The organism is Pseudomonas californiensis, assembly GCF_021147775.1.
GTDB classification, from domain to species: Bacteria; Pseudomonadota; Gammaproteobacteria; order Pseudomonadales; family Pseudomonadaceae; genus Aquipseudomonas; species Aquipseudomonas californiensis.
On record NZ_JAGTPK010000005.1, the window covers coordinates 141,843 to 159,641 of the forward strand.

The following is a 17,799-nucleotide window of genomic DNA, read 5'->3' on the forward strand; positions in this document are numbered from 1 at the left end:
CGAGTGTCCCTGATCGTTTCCGACCGCTTCCGCATTGTCGTGGGTCTAGGCAAAAGCGGCATGTCCCTGGTTCGCTTCCTGGCGAACCGGGGCGTGTCCTTTGCTGTGGCCGACACGCGGGAGAATCCGCCGGAGCTCGAGACGTTGCGTCGTGATTATCCGCAGGTGGAAGTGCGTTGTGGCGAACTGGACGTCGAGTTTCTGTGCCGTGCCGATGAGCTTTATGTCAGCCCAGGCCTGGCACTGGCTACGCCTGCGCTTCAGCAGGCCCAGGCGCGTGGCGTCAAAATGGCAGGTGATATCGAACTGTTCGCGCGTTACGCGAAGGCGCCTGTCGTTGCAATAACCGGCTCCAATGCGAAAAGCACGGTGACCACGCTGGTCGGCGAGATGGCTGCAGCGGCGGGCAAGCGTGTGGCGGTTGGCGGCAACCTCGGTACGCCTGCGCTGGACCTGCTCAGCGATGACGTCGAGCTGTACGTGATGGAGCTCTCCAGCTTCCAGCTCGAAACCACTGACCAGCTGAACGCTGAAGTGGCGACCGTGCTGAATATCAGTGAAGACCACATGGACCGCTACAGCGGCCTGCCTGCCTACCATCTGGCCAAGCACCGCGTATTCCGTGGCGCTCGTCAGGTGGTGGTGAATCGTCAGGACGCGCTTTCGCGTCCGTTGATCGGTGAAGGTCTGCCGTGCTGGACGTTTGGCCTCAACAAGCCTGATTTCCACGGTTTCGGTCTGCGTGAAGAGGGCGGTGAAAAGTACCTCGCGTTCCAGTTCGAGAACCTGATGCCCGTCAGCGAGCTTAAGGTCCGTGGTGCGCACAATCATGCCAACGCGCTGGCCGCGCTGGCGCTGGGACACGCCGTCGGGCTGCCTTTTGACGCGATGCTCGCCAGTCTGCGCACCTTCACTGGGCTTGAGCACCGCTGCCAATGGCTGCGTGAGCGTGCCGGTGTTCATTATTACAACGACTCCAAGGCGACCAATGTGGGCGCAGCGCTCGCAGCCATCGAAGGCCTTGGTGCCGATATCGACGGCAAGTTGGTATTGATCGCCGGTGGCGACGGCAAGGGCGCGGACTTCAATGGTCTGCGTAAAGCTGTGGCGGCGCATTGCCGCGCCGTGGTGCTGCTGGGGCGTGATGCTGACCTGATCGCGCAAGCCCTGGGTGAGGCCGCGCCGCTGGTACGCGTCGACTCACTGCAGGCAGCAGTGGAACGTGCTGCTGCGCTGGCCGAAAGCGGCGACGCGGTGCTGCTGTCGCCCGCCTGCGCCAGTCTCGATATGTTCAAGAATTATGAAGAGCGCGGACGTGTGTTCGCGCAGGCAGTGGAGAGCTTGTCATGATCTTCGGTGTGATCAAGCCGTATCCATCGCCCCTGATCAGTGGGCGGGGCATCGACCTCGACTTCCCTATGCTGGTGGGTTGCCTTGCGTTGTTGGGCCTGGGTCTGGTGATGATCACTTCGGCCTCGTCCGAAGTCGCGGCCATGCAGTCAGGCAATACGCTGTACATGATGACGCGTCACCTGGTCTATCTGTTGATCGGTCTGGGCGCCTGTGGCGTGACCATGATGATTCCGGTAGCAACCTGGCAGCGTCTGGGCTGGCTGATGCTGATCGGCGCCTTTGGCCTCCTGCTGTTGGTGCTGGTGCCCGGCATCGGACGCGAAGTGAACGGTTCGATGCGCTGGATCGGCTTTGGCGCGTTCAACGTGCAACCGTCGGAAATCGCCAAGGTGTTCGTGGTGATCTTCCTGGCCGGTTACCTGATTCGTCGTCAGCAGGAAGTACGTGAAAGCTGGATGGGCTTCTTCAAACCGTTCATCGTCCTGTTGCCGATGGCAGGTCTTCTGCTGATGGAGCCTGACTTCGGTGCGACCGTCGTGATGATGGGCTCGGCTGCGGCGATGCTGTTCCTGGGCGGTGTCGGTCTGTTCCGCTTTTCGTTGATGGTGGTGCTGGCTGTCGCTTCCGTAGTGGTGCTGGTACAGGCCCAGCCTTATCGTATGGCGCGATTGACCAACTTTACCGACCCGTGGGCTGACCAGTTCGGTTCTGGCTATCAGTTGACTCAGGCGCTGATCGCCTTCGGTCGTGGCGAATGGTTTGGCGTTGGTCTGGGTAACAGCATCCAGAAGCAGTTCTATTTGCCTGAAGCGCACACTGACTTTGTGTTCTCGGTGCTTGCCGAAGAGTTGGGCGTCATTGGTTCGCTGCTCACTGTCGGCCTGTTTCTGTTCGTCAGTATTCGTGGCATGTACATCGGCATGTGGGCAGAAAGAGCCAAGCAGTTCTTCGGTGCTTATGTGGCTTACGGTCTGTCCTTTCTGTGGATTGGTCAGTTCCTGATCAACATCGGCGTTAACGTCGGTCTGCTGCCGACCAAGGGCCTGACCCTGCCTTTCCTCAGCTACGGCGGCAGCTCGCTGGTGATCTGCTGCGCGAGTCTTGGTTTGCTGTTGCGAATCGAGTGGGAGTCGCGCAACAACATGGGCAGTGAGGAAGCCGAGTTCAAGGAAAGCGACTTCGCCGAGGAGACGCCGCATGGACGCTAATGTGCTGATCATGGCAGGCGGAACCGGCGGGCATGTCTTCCCGGCGCTGGCCTGCGCACGTGAATTCCAGGCCCGCGGCTACAAGGTTCATTGGCTGGGCACGCCTCGCGGCATCGAAAACGAACTGGTGCCGCAAGCGGGCTTGCCTCTGCACCTGATCAACGTGACCGGTCTGCGCGGCAAGGGCCGGTTGTCGTTGCTCAAGGCGCCGCTGATGCTGGTCAAGGCCCTGCTGCAGGCGCGCAAGGTTGTACGCGAGCTTAAGCCAGTCTGCGTGGTCGGTTTTGGTGGCTATGTCACAGGTCCGGGTGGCCTTGCCGCGAAGTTGGCCGGTGTGCCGTTGATCATCCACGAGCAGAACGCTGTGGCCGGTACTGCCAATCGCAGCCTGGCATCGTTCGCCAGCCGCGTGTGCGAGGCGTTTCCGAACACGTTCGCTGCGTCGGCCAAGCGCCGTACCACCGGCAACCCGGTTCGCGCCGAGCTGTTTTTCGAAACACCTCGACAGGCTCTCGCTGGCCGCAAGGCTCGGCTGTTGATCCTGGGCGGCAGTCTGGGCGCCGAGCCGTTGAACAAATTGTTGCCTGAGGCGCTGGCTCAGTTGCCTCAGGATATCCGGCCTGAAGTGTTTCATCAGGCTGGCAAGAACCACGACGAGATCACTGTCGAGCGCTATCGCTCCGTGGGCGTCGAGGCGCAAGTCGCGCCATTCATTCAGAACATGGCTCAGGCGTACAGCTGGGCCGATCTGGTGGTCTGCCGCGCAGGTGCGCTGACCATCAGTGAACTGGCGGCCGCTGGCCTGCCTTCATTGTTGATACCGCTGCCCCACGCGATTGATGACCATCAGTCTCGTAATGCTGACTATCTGGCTCGCGAAGGCGCAGCCTTTGTCATGCCGCAAGCGACAACTGGCGTCGCCGAAATGGCCGCTCGCCTGAAAGAGGTTTTGATGCAACCCGAACAATTGAACAGCATGGCCCGCACGGCACGTCGCCTGGCCAAGCCTGATGCAACCAGCACCGTAGTCGATACCTGTGTGGAGGTGGTCAATGGTTGAGAATCAACGCGCCATGCCACAACCCGAAATGCGCCGTATCCGTCGTATCCACTTTGTGGGTATTGGTGGCGTCGGCATGTGCGGTATCGCCGAAGTGTTGCTGAACCTTGGTTATGAAGTGTCGGGTTCCGACCTCAAGAAGTCGCCGGTTACCGAGCGCCTTGAGTCATTCGGGGCGCAGATCTTCATCGGCCACCTTGCCGAAAACACCGTGGGTGCCGACGTGCTGGTGGTGTCCAGTGCTGTGAATACCTCCAACCCGGAAGTCGCCACCGCTCTGGAGCGCCGTATTCCGGTGGTTCCTCGTGCCGAGATGCTGGCCGAGCTGATGCGTTATCGTCACGGTATCGCCGTGGCCGGTACTCACGGCAAGACGACGACTACCAGCCTGATTGCATCGGTATTCGCTGCCGGTGGCCTGGACCCGACGTTTGTGATCGGTGGCCGCCTGAACGCTGCGGGCACCAACGCGCAGTTGGGTACCAGCCGTTACCTGATTGCCGAGGCCGATGAAAGCGACGCCAGCTTCCTGCACCTTCAGCCGCTGGTCGCTGTCGTTACCAACATCGACGCCGACCACATGGCGACCTATGAGGGTGACTTCAACAAGCTGAAGAAGACTTTCGTCGAATTTCTGCACAACCTGCCGTTCTATGGGCTGGCCGTGATGTGCATTGATGACCCTGTGGTTCGGGAAATTCTGCCACTGGTCAAGCGTCCGACCCTGACCTACGGCTTCAGCGAGTCGGCAGACGTGCGCGCCATCAACGTCCGTCAGGACGGCATGTTGACGTTCTTCACCGTGTTGCGTCGTGACCGTGAGCCGCTGGATGTATCCGTGAACATGCCGGGTAACCACAACGTGCTCAATTCGCTGGCAACCATTGCCATTGCGACGGACGAAGGTGTCAGCGACGAAGCTATTGTCCAGGGCCTGTCGGGCTTTCAGGGCGTGGGCCGTCGCTTTCAGATCTACGGCGAGTTGCCGGTCGAAGGTGGCAACGTAATGCTGGTCGATGACTACGGTCACCACCCGCGTGAAGTTGCCGCAGTGATCAATGCGGTACGCGGTGGCTGGCCAGATCGCCGTCTGGTCATGGTCTACCAGCCTCATCGTTTCAGCCGTACTCGTGATCTGTACGATGACTTCGTGCAGGTTCTGGCCGACGCCAATGTGTTGTTGCTGATGGAAGTCTACCCGGCCGGCGAAGAGCCGATCCCGGGTGCCGACAGCCGCAACCTGTGTCACAGCATCCGTCAGCGTGGCCAACTGGACCCGATTTACATCGAACGTGGTGTTGAGCTGGCGCCGCTGGTGAAGCCGCTGCTCCGCGCGGGCGACATTCTGCTGTGTCAGGGCGCCGGTGATATCGGTGGTCTTGCGCCGCAATTGCTCAAGAGTCCGCTGTTTGTGGGCGCAACAGTGGCTTCAACCGAAGGTAAGCTGAAATGACAGCCGTCGCCCAGACTTCCCTGCGCTCGGCACTTGAGCCGAAAAGCTTCGGCCGCGTTGCCGTGCTCTTCGGCGGCAAGAGTGCCGAGCGGGAAGTGTCGCTGAAGTCCGGCCATGCCGTGCTTGATGCGTTGCAAAGCGCAGGCGTGGACGCATTCGGCATCGATGTGGGTGATGACTTTCTGCAGCGTCTGGTCAGTGAAAAGATCGACCGCGCATTTATCGTACTGCACGGTCGTGGTGGCGAAGACGGCACGATGCAAGGGCTGCTGGAATGCCTGGAAATCCCTTACACCGGCAGCGGTGTGCTGGCATCCGCGTTGGCGATGGACAAATTGCGCACCAAGCAGGTGTGGCAGAGTCTGGGCCTTGCGACCCCCTTGCATGCCGTGCTGGGCAGCGAAGCAGATTGTATTTCTGCTGCGACGGAACTGGGCTTCCCTTTGATCGTCAAACCGGCCCATGAAGGTTCAAGTATTGGTATGGCGAAGGTGACCAGCGTCGATGAGTTGATCGAAGCATGGAAAGCCGCCAGCACCTACGATTCGCAAGTATTGGTTGAACAGTGGATTCAGGGGCCTGAGTTCACTGTGGCGTCCCTGCGTGGCCAGGTGTTGCCGCCCATCGGTCTGGGTACTCCCCACAGCTTTTACGATTACGACGCCAAGTATGTGGCTTCCGATACCCAGTACCGGATCCCGTGCGGGCTCAGTGACGATCGCGTACAGGAACTCAAACAACTTACCGCGCGCGCTTGCGAAGCCATTGGCATTGCAGGCTGGGCGCGCACGGATGTCATGCAGGACGCGCAAGGCAAGTTCTGGCTGCTGGAAGTCAACACCGTGCCCGGCATGACCGATCACAGTCTGGTTCCTATGGCAGCGGGTGCTGCGGGTCTGGATTTTCAACAACTGGTGTTGGCGATTCTGGCCGACAGCGTTCAGGCGAGAGGTTAAGGCATGTACGGCGCTTCGGCACGTCAACAGCCACCCGCTCCCGGCCGCAAGCCGGTACCGCGTGGCGCCAGCCGGATGGTGGCCAAGGAGCCGCTGTCGTCGCGCATGCCGAAGGCCAACTTCAGTTTTCTGAAGCGCCTGTTCTGGCCCGTGATGTTGGTGATTCTGGGCTTTGCCACGTACGAAGGCGCCCAGCGTCTGTTGCCGTATGCCGATCGTCCGATCACCCGCATCAATGTGCAGGGCGATCTGAGTTACATCAGCCAGCAGGCTGTGCAGCAACGTATTGCGCCGTTCGTGGCATCGAGCTTCTTCAAGATCGACCTCGCGGCCATGCGCACCGAGCTGGAACAGATGCCATGGATTGCACACGCCGAAGTCCGGCGTGTCTGGCCGGATCAGGTGGTGATTCGTCTGGAAGAACAATTGCCGGTTGCCCGATGGGGTGACGAGGCGTTACTGAATAACCAGGGGCAGGCTTTCACACCACGTGAATTGTCCAACTATGAACATCTTCCCCAGTTGTTTGGCCCACAGCGGGCTCAGCAGCAGGTGATGCAGCAGTACCAGGTGTTGAGTCAGATGTTGCGCCCAATGGGGTTCTCCATCGTGCGCCTGGAACTGCGCGAGCGCGGCAGCTGGTTCCTGACAACAGGTGCCGGTAGTGCTGGCCCGGGTATTGAGTTGCTGCTGGGACGCGATCATCTGGTCGAAAAAATGCGCCGCTTCATCGCGATTTACGACAAGACGCTTAAAGAACAAATCACGAACATTGCGCGCGTCGACCTGCGTTATTCCAACGGCCTTGCGGTCGGCTGGCGTGAACAGGCAGCGCCGACGACGGACAAACCCGCCGTCGCGAAGAATTGATAAGAGGCAGGACCATGGCAAATGTGCAAAGCGGCAAAATGATCGTCGGGCTGGATATCGGTACCTCCAAGGTGGTGGCACTGGTAGGCGAAGTCGCGGCCGATGGATCGCTGGAAATCGTGGGCATTGGTACTCATCCTTCCCGCGGCCTGAAGAAGGGCGTGGTGGTGAATATCGAGTCCACCGTGCAGTCGATCCAGCGCGCGGTCGAAGAAGCCCAACTGATGGCGGGCTGCCGCATTCACTCTGCATTTGTTGGTGTTGCAGGCAACCACATTCGCAGCCTGAACTCCCACGGCATCGTGGCGATTCGCGACCGCGAAGTAAGCTCTGCGGATCTGGAGCGGGTGCTGGACGCTGCGCAGGCCGTTGCCATTCCTGCCGATCAGCGTGTTTTGCACACGCTACCTCAGGACTACGTGATCGATAACCAGGAAGGCGTACGTGAGCCGCTGGGCATGTCGGGCGTTCGTCTGGAAGCCAAAGTGCATGTGGTGACCTGCGCGGTAAACGCTGCTCAGAATATCGAGAAGTGCGTGCGTCGCTGCGGCCTGGAAGTCGACGACATCATTCTCGAGCAACTGGCTTCGGCGTACTCGGTCCTGACCGATGACGAAAAAGAGCTGGGCGTCTGCCTGGTCGACATCGGCGGCGGCACTACAGATATCGCGATCTTTACTGAAGGCGCGATTCGTCACACCGCAGTGATCCCGATTGCCGGCGATCAGGTCACCAACGACATCGCGATGGCGTTGCGTACACCGACCCAATACGCCGAAGAAATCAAGATTCGTTATGCCTGCGCCCTGGCCAAATTGGCGGGCGCTGGCGAAACCATCAAAGTGCCGAGCGTGGGCGACCGCCCACCTCGCGAGCTGTCGCGTCAGGCCCTGGCCGAAGTGGTAGAGCCTCGTTACGACGAGCTGTTCACCCTGATCCAGGCCGAACTGCGTCGCAGCGGTTACGAAGATCTGATCCCGGCCGGCATCGTGCTGACCGGTGGTACCTCGAAAATGGAAGGTGCGGTTGAACTGGCCGAGGAAATCTTCCACATGCCGGTGCGCCTGGGCGTACCGCATAGCGTCAAAGGGCTCGCTGATGTCGTCCGCAACCCGATCTACTCCACAGGCGTAGGCCTGTTGTTGTACGGGCTGCAGAAACAATCTGACGGCATTTCGCTGTCGGGGATTGTCGGCAACAGCAGTTACGGCGACGAACCCAAGGCACCGGTGCTTGAGCGTATCAAGCGCTGGGTCCAGGGCAATTTCTGAGTTTCAAGGTTTCAAGGCTCCACAAGCAGTAGCGGCAGGCAGTAGGCAAATAAACTAGAGAGCGGAAGGAGAGAGAAAATGTTCGAACTCGTAGACAACGTCCCGCAAAGCCCGGTAATCAAAGTCATCGGCGTGGGTGGTGGTGGCGGTAACGCTGTCAATCATATGGTCAAGAGCAACATCGAAGGCGTCGAGTTCATCTGCGCCAACACCGATGCTCAGGCGCTGAAAAACATCGGCGCACGCACCATTCTGCAACTGGGTACTGGCGTGACCAAAGGTCTTGGCGCCGGTGCGAATCCTGAAGTGGGCCGTCAGGCTGCACTGGAAGATCGTGAGCGCATTGCAGAAGTTCTGCAGGGCACCAACATGGTCTTCATCACCACGGGCATGGGCGGCGGTACCGGTACTGGTGCTGCACCGATCATTGCTGAAGTGGCCAAGGAAATGGGCATTCTGACGGTTGCAGTCGTGACTCGTCCGTTCCCGTTCGAAGGCCGCAAGCGTATGCAGATCGCCGATGAAGGCATTCGCATGCTGTCCGAAAGCGTCGACTCGCTGATCACCATTCCCAACGAGAAGCTGCTGACCATCCTCGGTAAGGACGCCAGCCTGCTGTCGGCTTTTGCCAAGGCTGACGACGTTCTGGCTGGTGCCGTTCGCGGTATCTCCGACATCATCAAGCGTCCGGGCATGATCAACGTCGACTTCGCTGACGTACGTACCGTGATGAGCGAAATGGGCATGGCGATGATGGGCACCGGCTGCGCCAGCGGTCCTAACCGTGCACGTGAAGCGACTGAAGCGGCCATCCGCAACCCGCTGCTTGAAGACGTCAACCTGCAGGGCGCACGTGGCATCCTGGTCAACATCACTGCGGGCCCTGACCTGTCGCTGGGCGAGTACTCGGACGTGGGTAGCATCATCGAAGCGTTCGCATCCGAGCACGCAATGGTCAAGGTCGGTACTGTTATCGATCCTGACATGCGCGACGAACTGCACGTTACTGTGGTGGCAACAGGTCTGGGCGCTAAAATCGAGAAGCCTGTGAAGGTGATCGACAATACCCTGCAGACTGCTTCTCAGCAGGCGCCTTCCCAGCAGGCGGCCCGTCAGGAAGCACCGTCGGTCAACTACCGCGACCTGGATCGTCCTACCGTGATGCGCAATCAGGCACACGCAGGCGCTACTGCCGCAGCGAAGATGAATCCGAACGATGATCTGGACTACCTGGACATCCCGGCTTTCCTGCGTCGTCAGGCCGATTGATGAAATGTATCAGGGGTATTAGGGTGATTGGTGTTCAGCAAAGGCATGGTCTGCTATTATCGCCAGCCTTTGTTGATACCAGTTCGCAACTTGCGCTGAAGCGGCCCATGCCATGATTAAACAACGCACCCTGAAAAATATTATCCGTGCCACAGGTGTAGGCCTGCACTCCGGGGAGAAGGTTTACCTGACCCTCAAGCCCGCACCTGTGAATACCGGCATTGTGTTTTGCCGAGCTGACCTTGACCCGGTCGTGCAGATCCCTGCGCGTGCGGAAAACGTCGGTGATACCACGCTGTCGACCACACTGGTCAATGGTGATGTCAAAGTAGACACGGTAGAACACCTGCTTTCGGCCATGGCTGGCCTTGGCATCGATAACGCCTACGTCGAGCTCTCTGCCTCCGAAGTCCCTATCATGGACGGCAGCGCAGGCCCTTTCGTATTCCTGATTCAATCGGCTGGCCTGGAAGAACAGGACGCACCGAAGAAATTCATCCGGATCCTGCGCGAAGTCACAGTGGAAGAGGGCGGTAAACGCGCTACTTTCGTGCCTTTCGAAGGGTTCAAGGTCAGTTTCGAAATCGATTTTGATCACCCCGTCTTCCGTGACCGCACCCAGAGTGCAAGCGTGGACTTTTCCAGCACTTCCTTCGTGAAGGAAGTCAGCCGTGCCCGTACCTTCGGGTTCATGAGTGACATCGAGTACCTGCGCAAGCACAACCTCGCACTCGGCGGCAGTGTGGAAAACGCCATCGTGGTCGACAAGGACGGCGTATTGAACGAAGACGGCCTGCGGTACGAGGACGAATTCGTCAAACACAAAATCCTGGACGCCATCGGTGACCTCTACCTGCTGGGCAATAGCCTGATCGGGGAGTTCCGGGGCTTCAAGTCGGGGCATGCACTGAACAATCGTCTTCTGCGCACGTTGATCGAGCAGAAGGATGCATGGGAAGTCGTGACCTTCGAGGATGCCAGTACGGCACCTATTTCTTACATGCGCCCTGTCGCGGCCGTGTAAGCAAGCTTTACTCTCTTTCCTTTTGTTCTTTAAAGGCTGCCCTCGGGTGGCCTTTTTTTATGCGGGCTGGAACCGCGCCTGACGTATTACAAACGTGATACGCGACGTAGATGCCCTCAAAAAGCGCTGAACGCTTTTCTAGTTGGCCCCCGTAAGATTTCTGCAAATACAAATCTGCTTGACGAGGTAGAACGATCGTTCTACCTTGCAGGCCATGACCAAGACAACGACCTCTGATGTACACGACAAAGTGCTCGCGACGGCCGAGCATCTGATCTACCACAACGGCATCCACGCGATGGGCATGGACCTGCTGGTGCGTTCGTCAGGGGTCGCACGCAAGAGCATTTATCGCTACTTCACCACCAAGGAAGAGATCGCCGCCCAGGCCCTGAGCGCGCGGGATATTCGCTGGATGAACTGGTTTCGCACCGAGTCTGACAAGGCTGCAACTGCCGAGGGGCAATTGCTCAACATGTTTACCGTGCTCAAGGCCTGGTTCGAGTCGGAAGGCTTTTGTGGATGTGCGTTCATCAATACCGCAGGTGAAATCGGCGACCCCTCCAGCCCGGTGCGCCAGATTGCCAGACTGCACAAGCAGAAGCTGCTCGACTACATCCTCGAGCGGTGCCAGCAACTGCCCGCACAGGCTCCCGATGCCCTGGCCAAACAGCTGCTGATACTGATCGACGGCGCCATCACGCTGGCGCGTGTCATGGGCGATTACAGTGCCGCTGACAGCGCTCGCGAGGTCGCCAACGTCCTGCTGCAAAACGCCGTCGTCCCACACCCTTAACGTTCCCTGCCCAAAGGTATTGCCGTTATGACTTCTACCCCAGCAACGCGTCCGCCGCTGCCGCCCTTCACCCGAGAATCAGCTGCCCTCAAGGTCCGGCTGGCCGAAGACGGCTGGAACAGTCGAGACCCCGAGAAGGTTTCGCTGGCCTATACCCTGGATACGAAATGGCGCAACCGGGCCGAGTTCGTCTGTAACCGCGAAGAAGCCAAGGGCTTTCTTGCCCGCAAGTGGGCCAAAGAGCTGGATTATCGTCTGATCAAGGAGCTGTGGGCCTTCACCGATAATCGCATTGCTGTTCGCTACGCCTATGAATGGCATGACGACTCGGGCAACTGGTTTCGTTCCTACGGCAACGAGAACTGGGAGTTTGACGAGAATGGCCTGATGACCAACCGTTTCGCCTGCATCAATGACATGCCGATCAAGGAATCCGAGCGTAAATACCACTGGCCGCTGGGCCGTCGCCCTGATGATCACCCAGGGCTCTCTGAACTGGGTCTCTGAAGCACCGCCGAATCAGGGCTGCGCCACACGCCGACGTTGCCCTTCCAGCCACGCCGCAGGGACCTTTGCCAGCAGCGGATCATCCTCGACCAGATAGCGCCAATGCTCGCCAGCATCGTTCGAGTACACCAGCAGATACGGGCTTGGCGTGGCATCGGGCAAAATCGCTGCCAGCCAGATTTCGCGGTCATTGACCACATAGCTGCTGACCAGCGAAGACAATTCGGCAGGCAAGCTCACTTTGTGCCACTGGCTGCCATCGGTCGAGCGCAACAGCGTCTGTTCGATGGAGCCGGTCAACCACCAGCCTCCTGATGCGGACTGCCCCAGTTCCTGCCGCCCCGAAGGATGGCCAGGGCAACAAGCGGCTGGCTGTTGAACAGAATCTGGTGGAGCACCTACCGACTGCGATGGGAGGCGCAGGTTACGCCAGCCACATTGCAGCGGCATAGTCAGTACCGTTCAGGGTTCGGCAGGTGAATGGCTGGCTCTTTTGCATCGGGTCGTTTGCGATCCGGCCTAGCGTTTGTCCTTGGCGTGGCTGGCGAGGCGCTCCAGTGCTGCACGCAGCTTTGGGTCGCTGATGCCTTCGGCTGTGGCCTGAATGTTCTCGGCGGCGGCCATCGACAGGTCGATGGTATGGGTGGCCGCGCCGCGCGGCGCGTCTGGCGGTTGCACCTTGAACACGATGCGCGTCAGGTTGATGAATTCATCAAAGGTGAGCAATTGTCGGTGCAGGCGCTTCTGCTGATAGCGCAGGCGAGTGGCCCAGTGACCGTCGGTCACGATCAGCAGCAGACTGCCTTCGCGCCATGAGGCTACACGGCAGTGTTCGCGAGCAGCAGGCTGTAGCTGGCTTTCAAGCAGGCGCTGGAGGTGGCTCAGGCGTTCGGCGTGACGAAAGATAGCCTTCAAAGGCTTGGCTTCGCGCAGCAGGACCGACGGTGCGCGAGCATTCAATGGGCGAAAGGCCATGAGGTAGCTGCCAGAGTAACAAGGCGGTTATCTTAACAGAAAGCGCTCAAGCGGCTGCTTTCGGAGGCGTTTCCGTGCTTTCATATGCAAATCAATGAGTAACTTCCCCTCCTGATGGGTTGAAGTGCTTGAAAATGGCCCCATTGTAAATCTGCCCCGTCACAGCGCTGTGCCAGCATCGTGGAATAACGCCACTTTCCTCACCATCGTTTCCGGGTAGAATGCTCGTTCGCATGCAGCCATCAGCGCTGCACGGGCGACTCACGGGGCCGCCCTCCATTCCTATGTGTGGAAGATCCTGTCGATATGTTTGCGCCTTTGTTGAAAAAACTTTTTGGAAGCAAGAACGAGCGTGAAGTCAAACGCATGCTCAAGACGGTACAGATCGTCAATGCCTTCGAAGAGCAAATGGTGGCCCTTTCGGACGAGCAATTGCGCGCCAAGACCGAAGAGTTCAAGGCCCGCATAGCCAAAGGCGAGACCCTCGATCAACTGCTTCCTGAAGCTTTCGCCGTCGCTCGCGAGGCGGGCAAGCGCGTCATGGGCATGCGTCACTTCGACGTCCAGTTGATCGGCGGCATGACCCTGCACGAAGGTCAGATCGCGGAAATGCGTACCGGTGAGGGCAAGACCCTTGTCGGCACCCTGGCGGTGTACCTCAATGCCCTGTCCGGCAAAGGCGTTCACGTGGTTACCGTGAACGACTACCTGGCTCGCCGCGATGCGAACTGGATGCGTCCGCTGTATGAATTCCTCGGTCTGTCCGTAGGGATCGTCACGCCATTCCAGCCGCCGGAAGAAAAGCGCGCAGCGTATGCCGCCGACATCACTTACGGCACCAACAACGAATACGGTTTCGATTACCTGCGCGACAACATGGCGTTCAGCATGGACGACAAGTTCCAGCGTGAACTCAATTTCGCCGTGATCGACGAAGTCGACTCCATCCTGATCGACGAAGCGCGTACGCCGCTGATCATCTCCGGCCAGGCCGAAGACAGCTCCAAGCTGTACACCGAAATCAACCTGCTGATCCCCAAGCTCGAGCAGCACATCGAGGAAGTGGAAGGCGAAGTCACCAAGGCGGGCCACTTCACTGTTGACGAGAAGACCCGTCAGGTCGAGCTTAATGAAGCCGGTCACCAGTTCATCGAAGAAATGCTCACCGAGGTCGGCCTGCTGGCTGAAGGCGAAAGCTTGTACTCGGCGCATAATCTCGGTCTGCTGACCCACGTTTATGCGGGTCTGCGTGCGCACAAGCTGTTCAACCGCAACGTTGAATACATCGTTCAGGACGGCCAGGTTCTGCTGGTCGACGAGCACACCGGTCGTACCATGCCGGGTCGCCGCCTTTCCGAAGGCCTGCACCAGGCGATCGAGGCCAAGGAGCACCTGAACATTCAGGCCGAAAGCCAGACTCTGGCATCGACCACGTTCCAGAATTACTTCCGTCTGTACAACAAGCTGTCCGGCATGACGGGTACCGCGGACACTGAAGCGTTCGAGTTCCACCAGATCTACAGCCTGGCTGTGATGGTCATCCCGCCGAACAAGGCGCTGGCACGTAAAGACTTCAACGACCTCGTCTACCTGACGGCGGAAGAGAAGTACGCTGCCATCGTGACCGACATCAAGGCATGCCTGGCGGAAAACCGTCCGGTACTGGTGGGTACCGCGACGATTGAAACGTCCGAGCACATGTCGCGTCTGCTCAACAGCGAAGGCATCGAGCACAAGGTACTGAACGCCAAATTCCACGAGAAGGAAGCGGAAATCATCGCGCAGGCCGGCCGTCCGGGGGCGCTGACCATCGCCACCAACATGGCCGGTCGTGGTACTGACATCCTGCTGGGCGGCAACTGGGAAGTTGAAGTTGCCAACCTGGAAGATCCGACCCCTGAGCAGATTGCACAGATCAAGGCCGACTGGCAGAAACGCCATCAGCAAGTAATCGAGGCGGGCGGCCTGCACGTGATCGCGTCCGAACGTCACGAATCGCGTCGTATCGACAACCAGCTTCGCGGTCGCGCCGGTCGTCAGGGTGACACCGGCTCCAGCCGTTTCTACCTGTCGCTTGAAGACAGTCTGATGCGCATCTTCGCTTCCGACCGCGTGAAGAACTTCATGAAAGCGCTGGGCATGCAGTCCGGCGAGGCGATCGAGCACCGTATGGTGACCAATGCCATCGAAAAAGCACAACGCAAGGTAGAAGGCCGCAACTTCGACATCCGCAAGCAATTGCTGGAGTTCGACGACGTGGCCAACGAGCAGCGTAAAGTGATCTACCACATGCGCAACAGCCTGCTGGCTGCTGCCAACATTGGTGACACCATCGCTGATTTCCGCGAAGAAGTGCTCAACAACCTGATCAACCAGCACATCCCGCCGCAATCATTGCCAGAGCAGTGGGACGTCGCGGGTCTGGAAGCTGCGTTGAACACCGATTTCGCCGTCAAACTGCCGATTCAGCAGTGGCTCGACGAAGACGACAGCCTGCACGAAGACAGCCTGCGCGAGAAGATCATGGCGCAGCTGCTCGTCGCGTATAACGAGAAGGAAGACCAGGCCAGCGCCGAGGCACTTCGCTCGTTCGAGAAGCAGATCCTGCTGCGCGTTCTGGACGATCTGTGGAAAGACCACCTGTCGACCATGGACCACCTGCGTCACGGTATCCACCTGCGCGGCTACGCTCAGAAGAACCCGAAGCAGGAATACAAGCGCGAGTCGTTCACTCTGTTCCAGGAGCTGCTGGATTCGATCAAGCGCGACACTATCCGTGTCCTGTCGCATGTTCAGGTCCGCCGCGAAGACCCTGAAGAAGAAGAGGCGCGCCTGCGTCAGGAAGCCGAGGAACTGGCCAAGCGCATGCAGTTCGAACACGCGCCTGCCCCAGGTATCGATCAGCCTGCGCTTGTCGAAGAAGAAGGCGAAGTCGTTGCCGTTGCTTCTGAACCGGTTCGCAATGACCAGAAACTGGGTCGAAACGAGTTGTGCTGGTGTGGTTCGGGTAAAAAATTCAAGCACTGTCACGGCCAGATCAACTAAGGCCCTGATGCTGTAATACCGCGCCGCGACCGGCTTGCCCGTCGCGGCGTTTTTTCATTGATAGCCGTACCGATGTGGACGGCACGTACACTCCTTGAGGAGCACCCCGATGGCTGTTGGTCTTGGTCCTTTGCCTGCGCTGCACCCGGTTCCCGGCTTTGAACTTGGCATTTCGTCTGCCGGCATCAAGCGCCCGGGACGCAAGGACGTCGTTGTCATGCGCTGCGCCGAAGGTTCCAGCGTTGCCGGTGTGTTCACGCTGAATGCGTTCTGTGCCGCCCCGGTCATTCTGGCCAGGCAGCGCGTTCAGGGCACTGTGCGTTGTCTGTTGACCAACACCGGCAATGCCAATGCTGGCACCGGTGAGCCAGGTCTCGCAGCCGCCCGCCGTACCTGTGAGGCGCTCGCGCAGTTGACCGGCGTTGATGCGTCTGCCGTGCTGCCTTACTCCACGGGTGTCATTGGCGAGCCATTGCCGGTGGAAAAAATCGAAGGCGCCTTGCAAGCCGCCCTTGACGACCTGTCTGTGGATAACTGGGCTGCCGCAGCAACCGGCATCATGACCACCGACACGTTGCCAAAAGGTGCCAGCCGCCAGTTCCAGCACGACGGCGTGACCGTTACAGTCACCGGCATCAGCAAGGGCGCGGGCATGATCAGGCCGAACATGGCGACCATGCTCGGCTATATCGCGACTGACGCCAAAGTATCGCAGAGCGTGTTGCAGGACCTGATCCGCGACGGTGCCAACAAGTCGTTCAACCGCATCACCATCGATGGCGACACCTCGACCAATGACTGCTGCATGCTGATTGCGACCGGTCAGGCCAATGTGCCAGAAATCACCGAGGCCAAAGGCCCGTTGTTTGATGCGTTGAAAAAGGCCGTGTTCGAGGTCTGCATGGACGTCGCCCAAGCCATCGTGCGTGACGGCGAAGGCGCAACCAAGTTCGTGACTGTGCAGGTCAACGGCGGAGGCAATCACCAGGAGTGTCTGGACGTTGGTTACGCGGTTGCCCATTCTCCGCTGATCAAGACCGCGCTGTTTGCGTCCGATCCTAACTGGGGCCGCATTCTGGCCGCCGTGGGTCGTGCCGGGGTGCCGGATCTGGATGTGAGCAAGATCGACGTGTTTCTGGGCAGCGTGTGCATCGCCAGCCAAGGCTGCCGTGCGACAACCTACACCGAAGAGCAGGGCTCGGCGGTAATGGCTGAAGAAGAGATCACCATTCGTATCGAGCTGGGCCGCGGTCAGTGCAGCGAAACGATCTGGACTACCGACCTGTCCCATGAATACGTAAAAATCAACGCGGAATATCGCACCTGATCCACCCTCCGGCGCGGGAGCGACTTGCCCTTGCGCCGGACTCAATGGAGTTGAACCATGAGCCTGCACCTTGTAATTGGTGACAAACGTTACTCCTCCTGGTCGCTGCGCCCCTGGCTGGTGCTGGAGATGACTGGCGCATCGTTCACCGATCAGGTGATCCGCCTCAATCAGCCGGACAGCCGTGAGAACATTCTCAAGTATTCGCCCACCGGCAAGGTCCCGGCGCTTCAGTGCGAGCACGGCACCATCATCGACTCTCTGGCGATTTGTGAGTATCTGGTCGAGTGCTTTCCTGATGTCGCCTTGTGGCCGCGTGATATTGCTGCTCGCGCCCAAGCGCGTTCCGCCTGTGCGCAGATGCACAGCGGCTTCATGAGCCTGCGTTCGAACATGCCCATGGACCTGCGCCACGATCAGGCGCTTGAGGTGATCCCGGTCGATACCCAGCACGATATCGATCGCATCGTTGCGCTGTGGGCTGAATGCCGCGCTGTCGCCACGGAGAAAGGGCCGTTTCTGTTCGGCGAGCCGAGCATTGCCGATGCGTTCTTTGCGCCGGTTGCGATTCGTCTGCGCACCTACCGCGTGGCGCTGCCTGCCGAAGCGCTGGCCTATATCGAAGCCATTTACCAATGGCCTGCTTTCCAGCGCTGGCAGCAGGCAGGGTTAGAGGAGTCCTGAT

The 17,799-nt window shown here is 59.2% G+C and carries 16 protein-coding genes; 14 read left to right on the forward strand and 2 right to left on the reverse strand.

The features are described 5' to 3' along the window. Nucleotides 1-3 precede the first annotated feature (3 nt). From murD to KDX37_RS07015, 11 genes are all read left to right on the forward strand, one after another. Nucleotides 4-1,350, forward strand: a complete 1,347-nt coding sequence (gene murD / locus KDX37_RS06965) for a UDP-N-acetylmuramoyl-L-alanine--D-glutamate ligase (protein ID WP_231651937.1) — start codon at nt 4-6, stop codon at nt 1,348-1,350. Next, the gene (ftsW, locus tag KDX37_RS06970) at nt 1,347-2,561 is read left to right on the forward strand and encodes a putative lipid II flippase FtsW (RefSeq protein WP_264759171.1); all 1,215 of its coding nucleotides are present in this window, start codon (nt 1,347-1,349) and stop codon (nt 2,559-2,561) included. The genes murD and ftsW overlap by 4 nt, the downstream gene beginning before the upstream one ends. Then, on the forward strand, nt 2,551-3,621 hold the full coding sequence (gene murG, locus KDX37_RS06975) for an undecaprenyldiphospho-muramoylpentapeptide beta-N-acetylglucosaminyltransferase (protein WP_231651938.1): 1,071 nt from the start codon (nt 2,551-2,553) through the stop codon (nt 3,619-3,621). The genes ftsW and murG overlap by 11 nt, the downstream gene beginning before the upstream one ends. Next, nucleotides 3,614-5,074 carry a UDP-N-acetylmuramate--L-alanine ligase gene (gene murC / locus KDX37_RS06980; protein ID WP_231651939.1) on the forward strand — a complete coding sequence of 487 codons (1,461 nt, stop codon included), beginning with the start codon at nt 3,614-3,616 and terminating at the stop codon, nt 5,072-5,074. Before murG ends, murC begins: the two co-directional genes overlap by 8 nt. Further along, nucleotides 5,071-6,030, forward strand: a complete 960-nt coding sequence (locus KDX37_RS06985) for a D-alanine--D-alanine ligase (protein WP_231651940.1) — start codon at nt 5,071-5,073, stop codon at nt 6,028-6,030. Before murC ends, KDX37_RS06985 begins: the two co-directional genes overlap by 4 nt. A 3-nt stretch (nt 6,031-6,033) precedes the next feature. Beyond that, nucleotides 6,034-6,900: a cell division protein FtsQ/DivIB gene (locus KDX37_RS06990; RefSeq protein WP_231651941.1), complete on the forward strand. Its 867-nt coding sequence runs from the start codon at nt 6,034-6,036 to the stop codon at nt 6,898-6,900. A 14-nt stretch (nt 6,901-6,914) separates the two neighbouring features. Continuing rightward, on the forward strand, nt 6,915-8,171 hold the full coding sequence (ftsA, locus tag KDX37_RS06995; protein ID WP_004881500.1) for a cell division protein FtsA: 1,257 nt from the start codon (nt 6,915-6,917) through the stop codon (nt 8,169-8,171). 78 nt (nt 8,172-8,249) lie between these two features. Then, nucleotides 8,250-9,440 (forward strand): cell division protein FtsZ, encoded by a 1,191-nt coding sequence (gene ftsZ, locus KDX37_RS07000; RefSeq protein WP_231651942.1) that lies wholly within the window; start codon nt 8,250-8,252, stop codon nt 9,438-9,440. Between the two features lie 112 nt (nt 9,441-9,552). Then, entirely contained in the window at nt 9,553-10,464 is a 912-nt protein-coding gene (lpxC, locus tag KDX37_RS07005) for a UDP-3-O-acyl-N-acetylglucosamine deacetylase (protein WP_002555040.1), read from the forward strand. Nucleotides 10,465-10,678: 214 nt separating this feature from the next. Then, a complete protein-coding gene (locus KDX37_RS07010) occupies nt 10,679-11,260 on the forward strand; it encodes a TetR/AcrR family transcriptional regulator (RefSeq protein WP_231651943.1) in 582 nt (193 codons plus the stop codon). A 27-nt stretch (nt 11,261-11,287) separates the two neighbouring features. Continuing rightward, nucleotides 11,288-11,767, forward strand: a complete 480-nt coding sequence (locus tag KDX37_RS07015) for a nuclear transport factor 2 family protein (protein WP_231651944.1) — start codon at nt 11,288-11,290, stop codon at nt 11,765-11,767. Between the two features lie 12 nt (nt 11,768-11,779). On the opposite strand, the gene KDX37_RS07020 is transcribed toward KDX37_RS07015, so the two are convergent. Continuing rightward, entirely contained in the window at nt 11,780-12,067 is a 288-nt protein-coding gene (locus tag KDX37_RS07020; protein ID WP_231651945.1) for a beta propeller repeat protein, read from the reverse strand. Nucleotides 12,068-12,286: 219 nt separating this feature from the next. Beyond that, nucleotides 12,287-12,742 (reverse strand): DUF721 domain-containing protein, encoded by a 456-nt coding sequence (locus KDX37_RS07025; protein ID WP_231651946.1) that lies wholly within the window; start codon nt 12,740-12,742, stop codon nt 12,287-12,289. A 306-nt stretch (nt 12,743-13,048) separates the two neighbouring features. On the opposite strand from KDX37_RS07025, the gene secA reads away from it, so the two are divergent. From secA to KDX37_RS07040, 3 genes are all read left to right on the forward strand, one after another. Next, nucleotides 13,049-15,787 carry a preprotein translocase subunit SecA gene (gene secA, locus KDX37_RS07030; RefSeq protein ID WP_231651947.1) on the forward strand — a complete coding sequence of 913 codons (2,739 nt, stop codon included), beginning with the start codon at nt 13,049-13,051 and terminating at the stop codon, nt 15,785-15,787. Nucleotides 15,788-15,896: 109 nt separating this feature from the next. Next, nucleotides 15,897-17,114: a bifunctional glutamate N-acetyltransferase/amino-acid acetyltransferase ArgJ gene (gene argJ / locus KDX37_RS07035; RefSeq protein WP_231651948.1), complete on the forward strand. Its 1,218-nt coding sequence runs from the start codon at nt 15,897-15,899 to the stop codon at nt 17,112-17,114. Nucleotides 17,115-17,171: 57 nt separating this feature from the next. After that, nucleotides 17,172-17,798: a glutathione S-transferase family protein gene (locus tag KDX37_RS07040; RefSeq protein ID WP_231651949.1), complete on the forward strand. Its 627-nt coding sequence runs from the start codon at nt 17,172-17,174 to the stop codon at nt 17,796-17,798. Nucleotide 17,799 lies beyond the last annotated feature (1 nt).

Coding starts and splice junctions, on each gene's coding strand:
- murG (WP_231651938.1), top strand. CDS start 2,551: ATGGACGCTAATGTGCTGATCATGGCAGGCGGAACCGGCGGGCATGTC.
- KDX37_RS07015 (WP_231651944.1), top strand. CDS start 11,288: ATGACTTCTACCCCAGCAACGCGTCCGCCGCTGCCGCCCTTCACCCGA.
- ftsZ (WP_231651942.1), top strand. CDS start 8,250: ATGTTCGAACTCGTAGACAACGTCCCGCAAAGCCCGGTAATCAAAGTC.
- secA (WP_231651947.1), top strand. CDS start 13,049: ATGTTTGCGCCTTTGTTGAAAAAACTTTTTGGAAGCAAGAACGAGCGT.
- argJ (WP_231651948.1), top strand. CDS start 15,897: ATGGCTGTTGGTCTTGGTCCTTTGCCTGCGCTGCACCCGGTTCCCGGC.
- ftsA (WP_004881500.1), top strand. CDS start 6,915: ATGGCAAATGTGCAAAGCGGCAAAATGATCGTCGGGCTGGATATCGGT.
- ftsW (WP_264759171.1), top strand. CDS start 1,347: ATGATCTTCGGTGTGATCAAGCCGTATCCATCGCCCCTGATCAGTGGG.
- KDX37_RS06990 (WP_231651941.1), top strand. CDS start 6,034: ATGTACGGCGCTTCGGCACGTCAACAGCCACCCGCTCCCGGCCGCAAG.
- murC (WP_231651939.1), top strand. CDS start 3,614: ATGGTTGAGAATCAACGCGCCATGCCACAACCCGAAATGCGCCGTATC.
- lpxC (WP_002555040.1), top strand. CDS start 9,553: ATGATTAAACAACGCACCCTGAAAAATATTATCCGTGCCACAGGTGTA.
- KDX37_RS06985 (WP_231651940.1), top strand. CDS start 5,071: ATGACAGCCGTCGCCCAGACTTCCCTGCGCTCGGCACTTGAGCCGAAA.
- KDX37_RS07025 (WP_231651946.1), bottom strand. CDS start 12,742: ATGGCCTTTCGCCCATTGAATGCTCGCGCACCGTCGGTCCTGCTGCGC.
- KDX37_RS07040 (WP_231651949.1), top strand. CDS start 17,172: ATGAGCCTGCACCTTGTAATTGGTGACAAACGTTACTCCTCCTGGTCG.
- KDX37_RS07010 (WP_231651943.1), top strand. CDS start 10,679: ATGACCAAGACAACGACCTCTGATGTACACGACAAAGTGCTCGCGACG.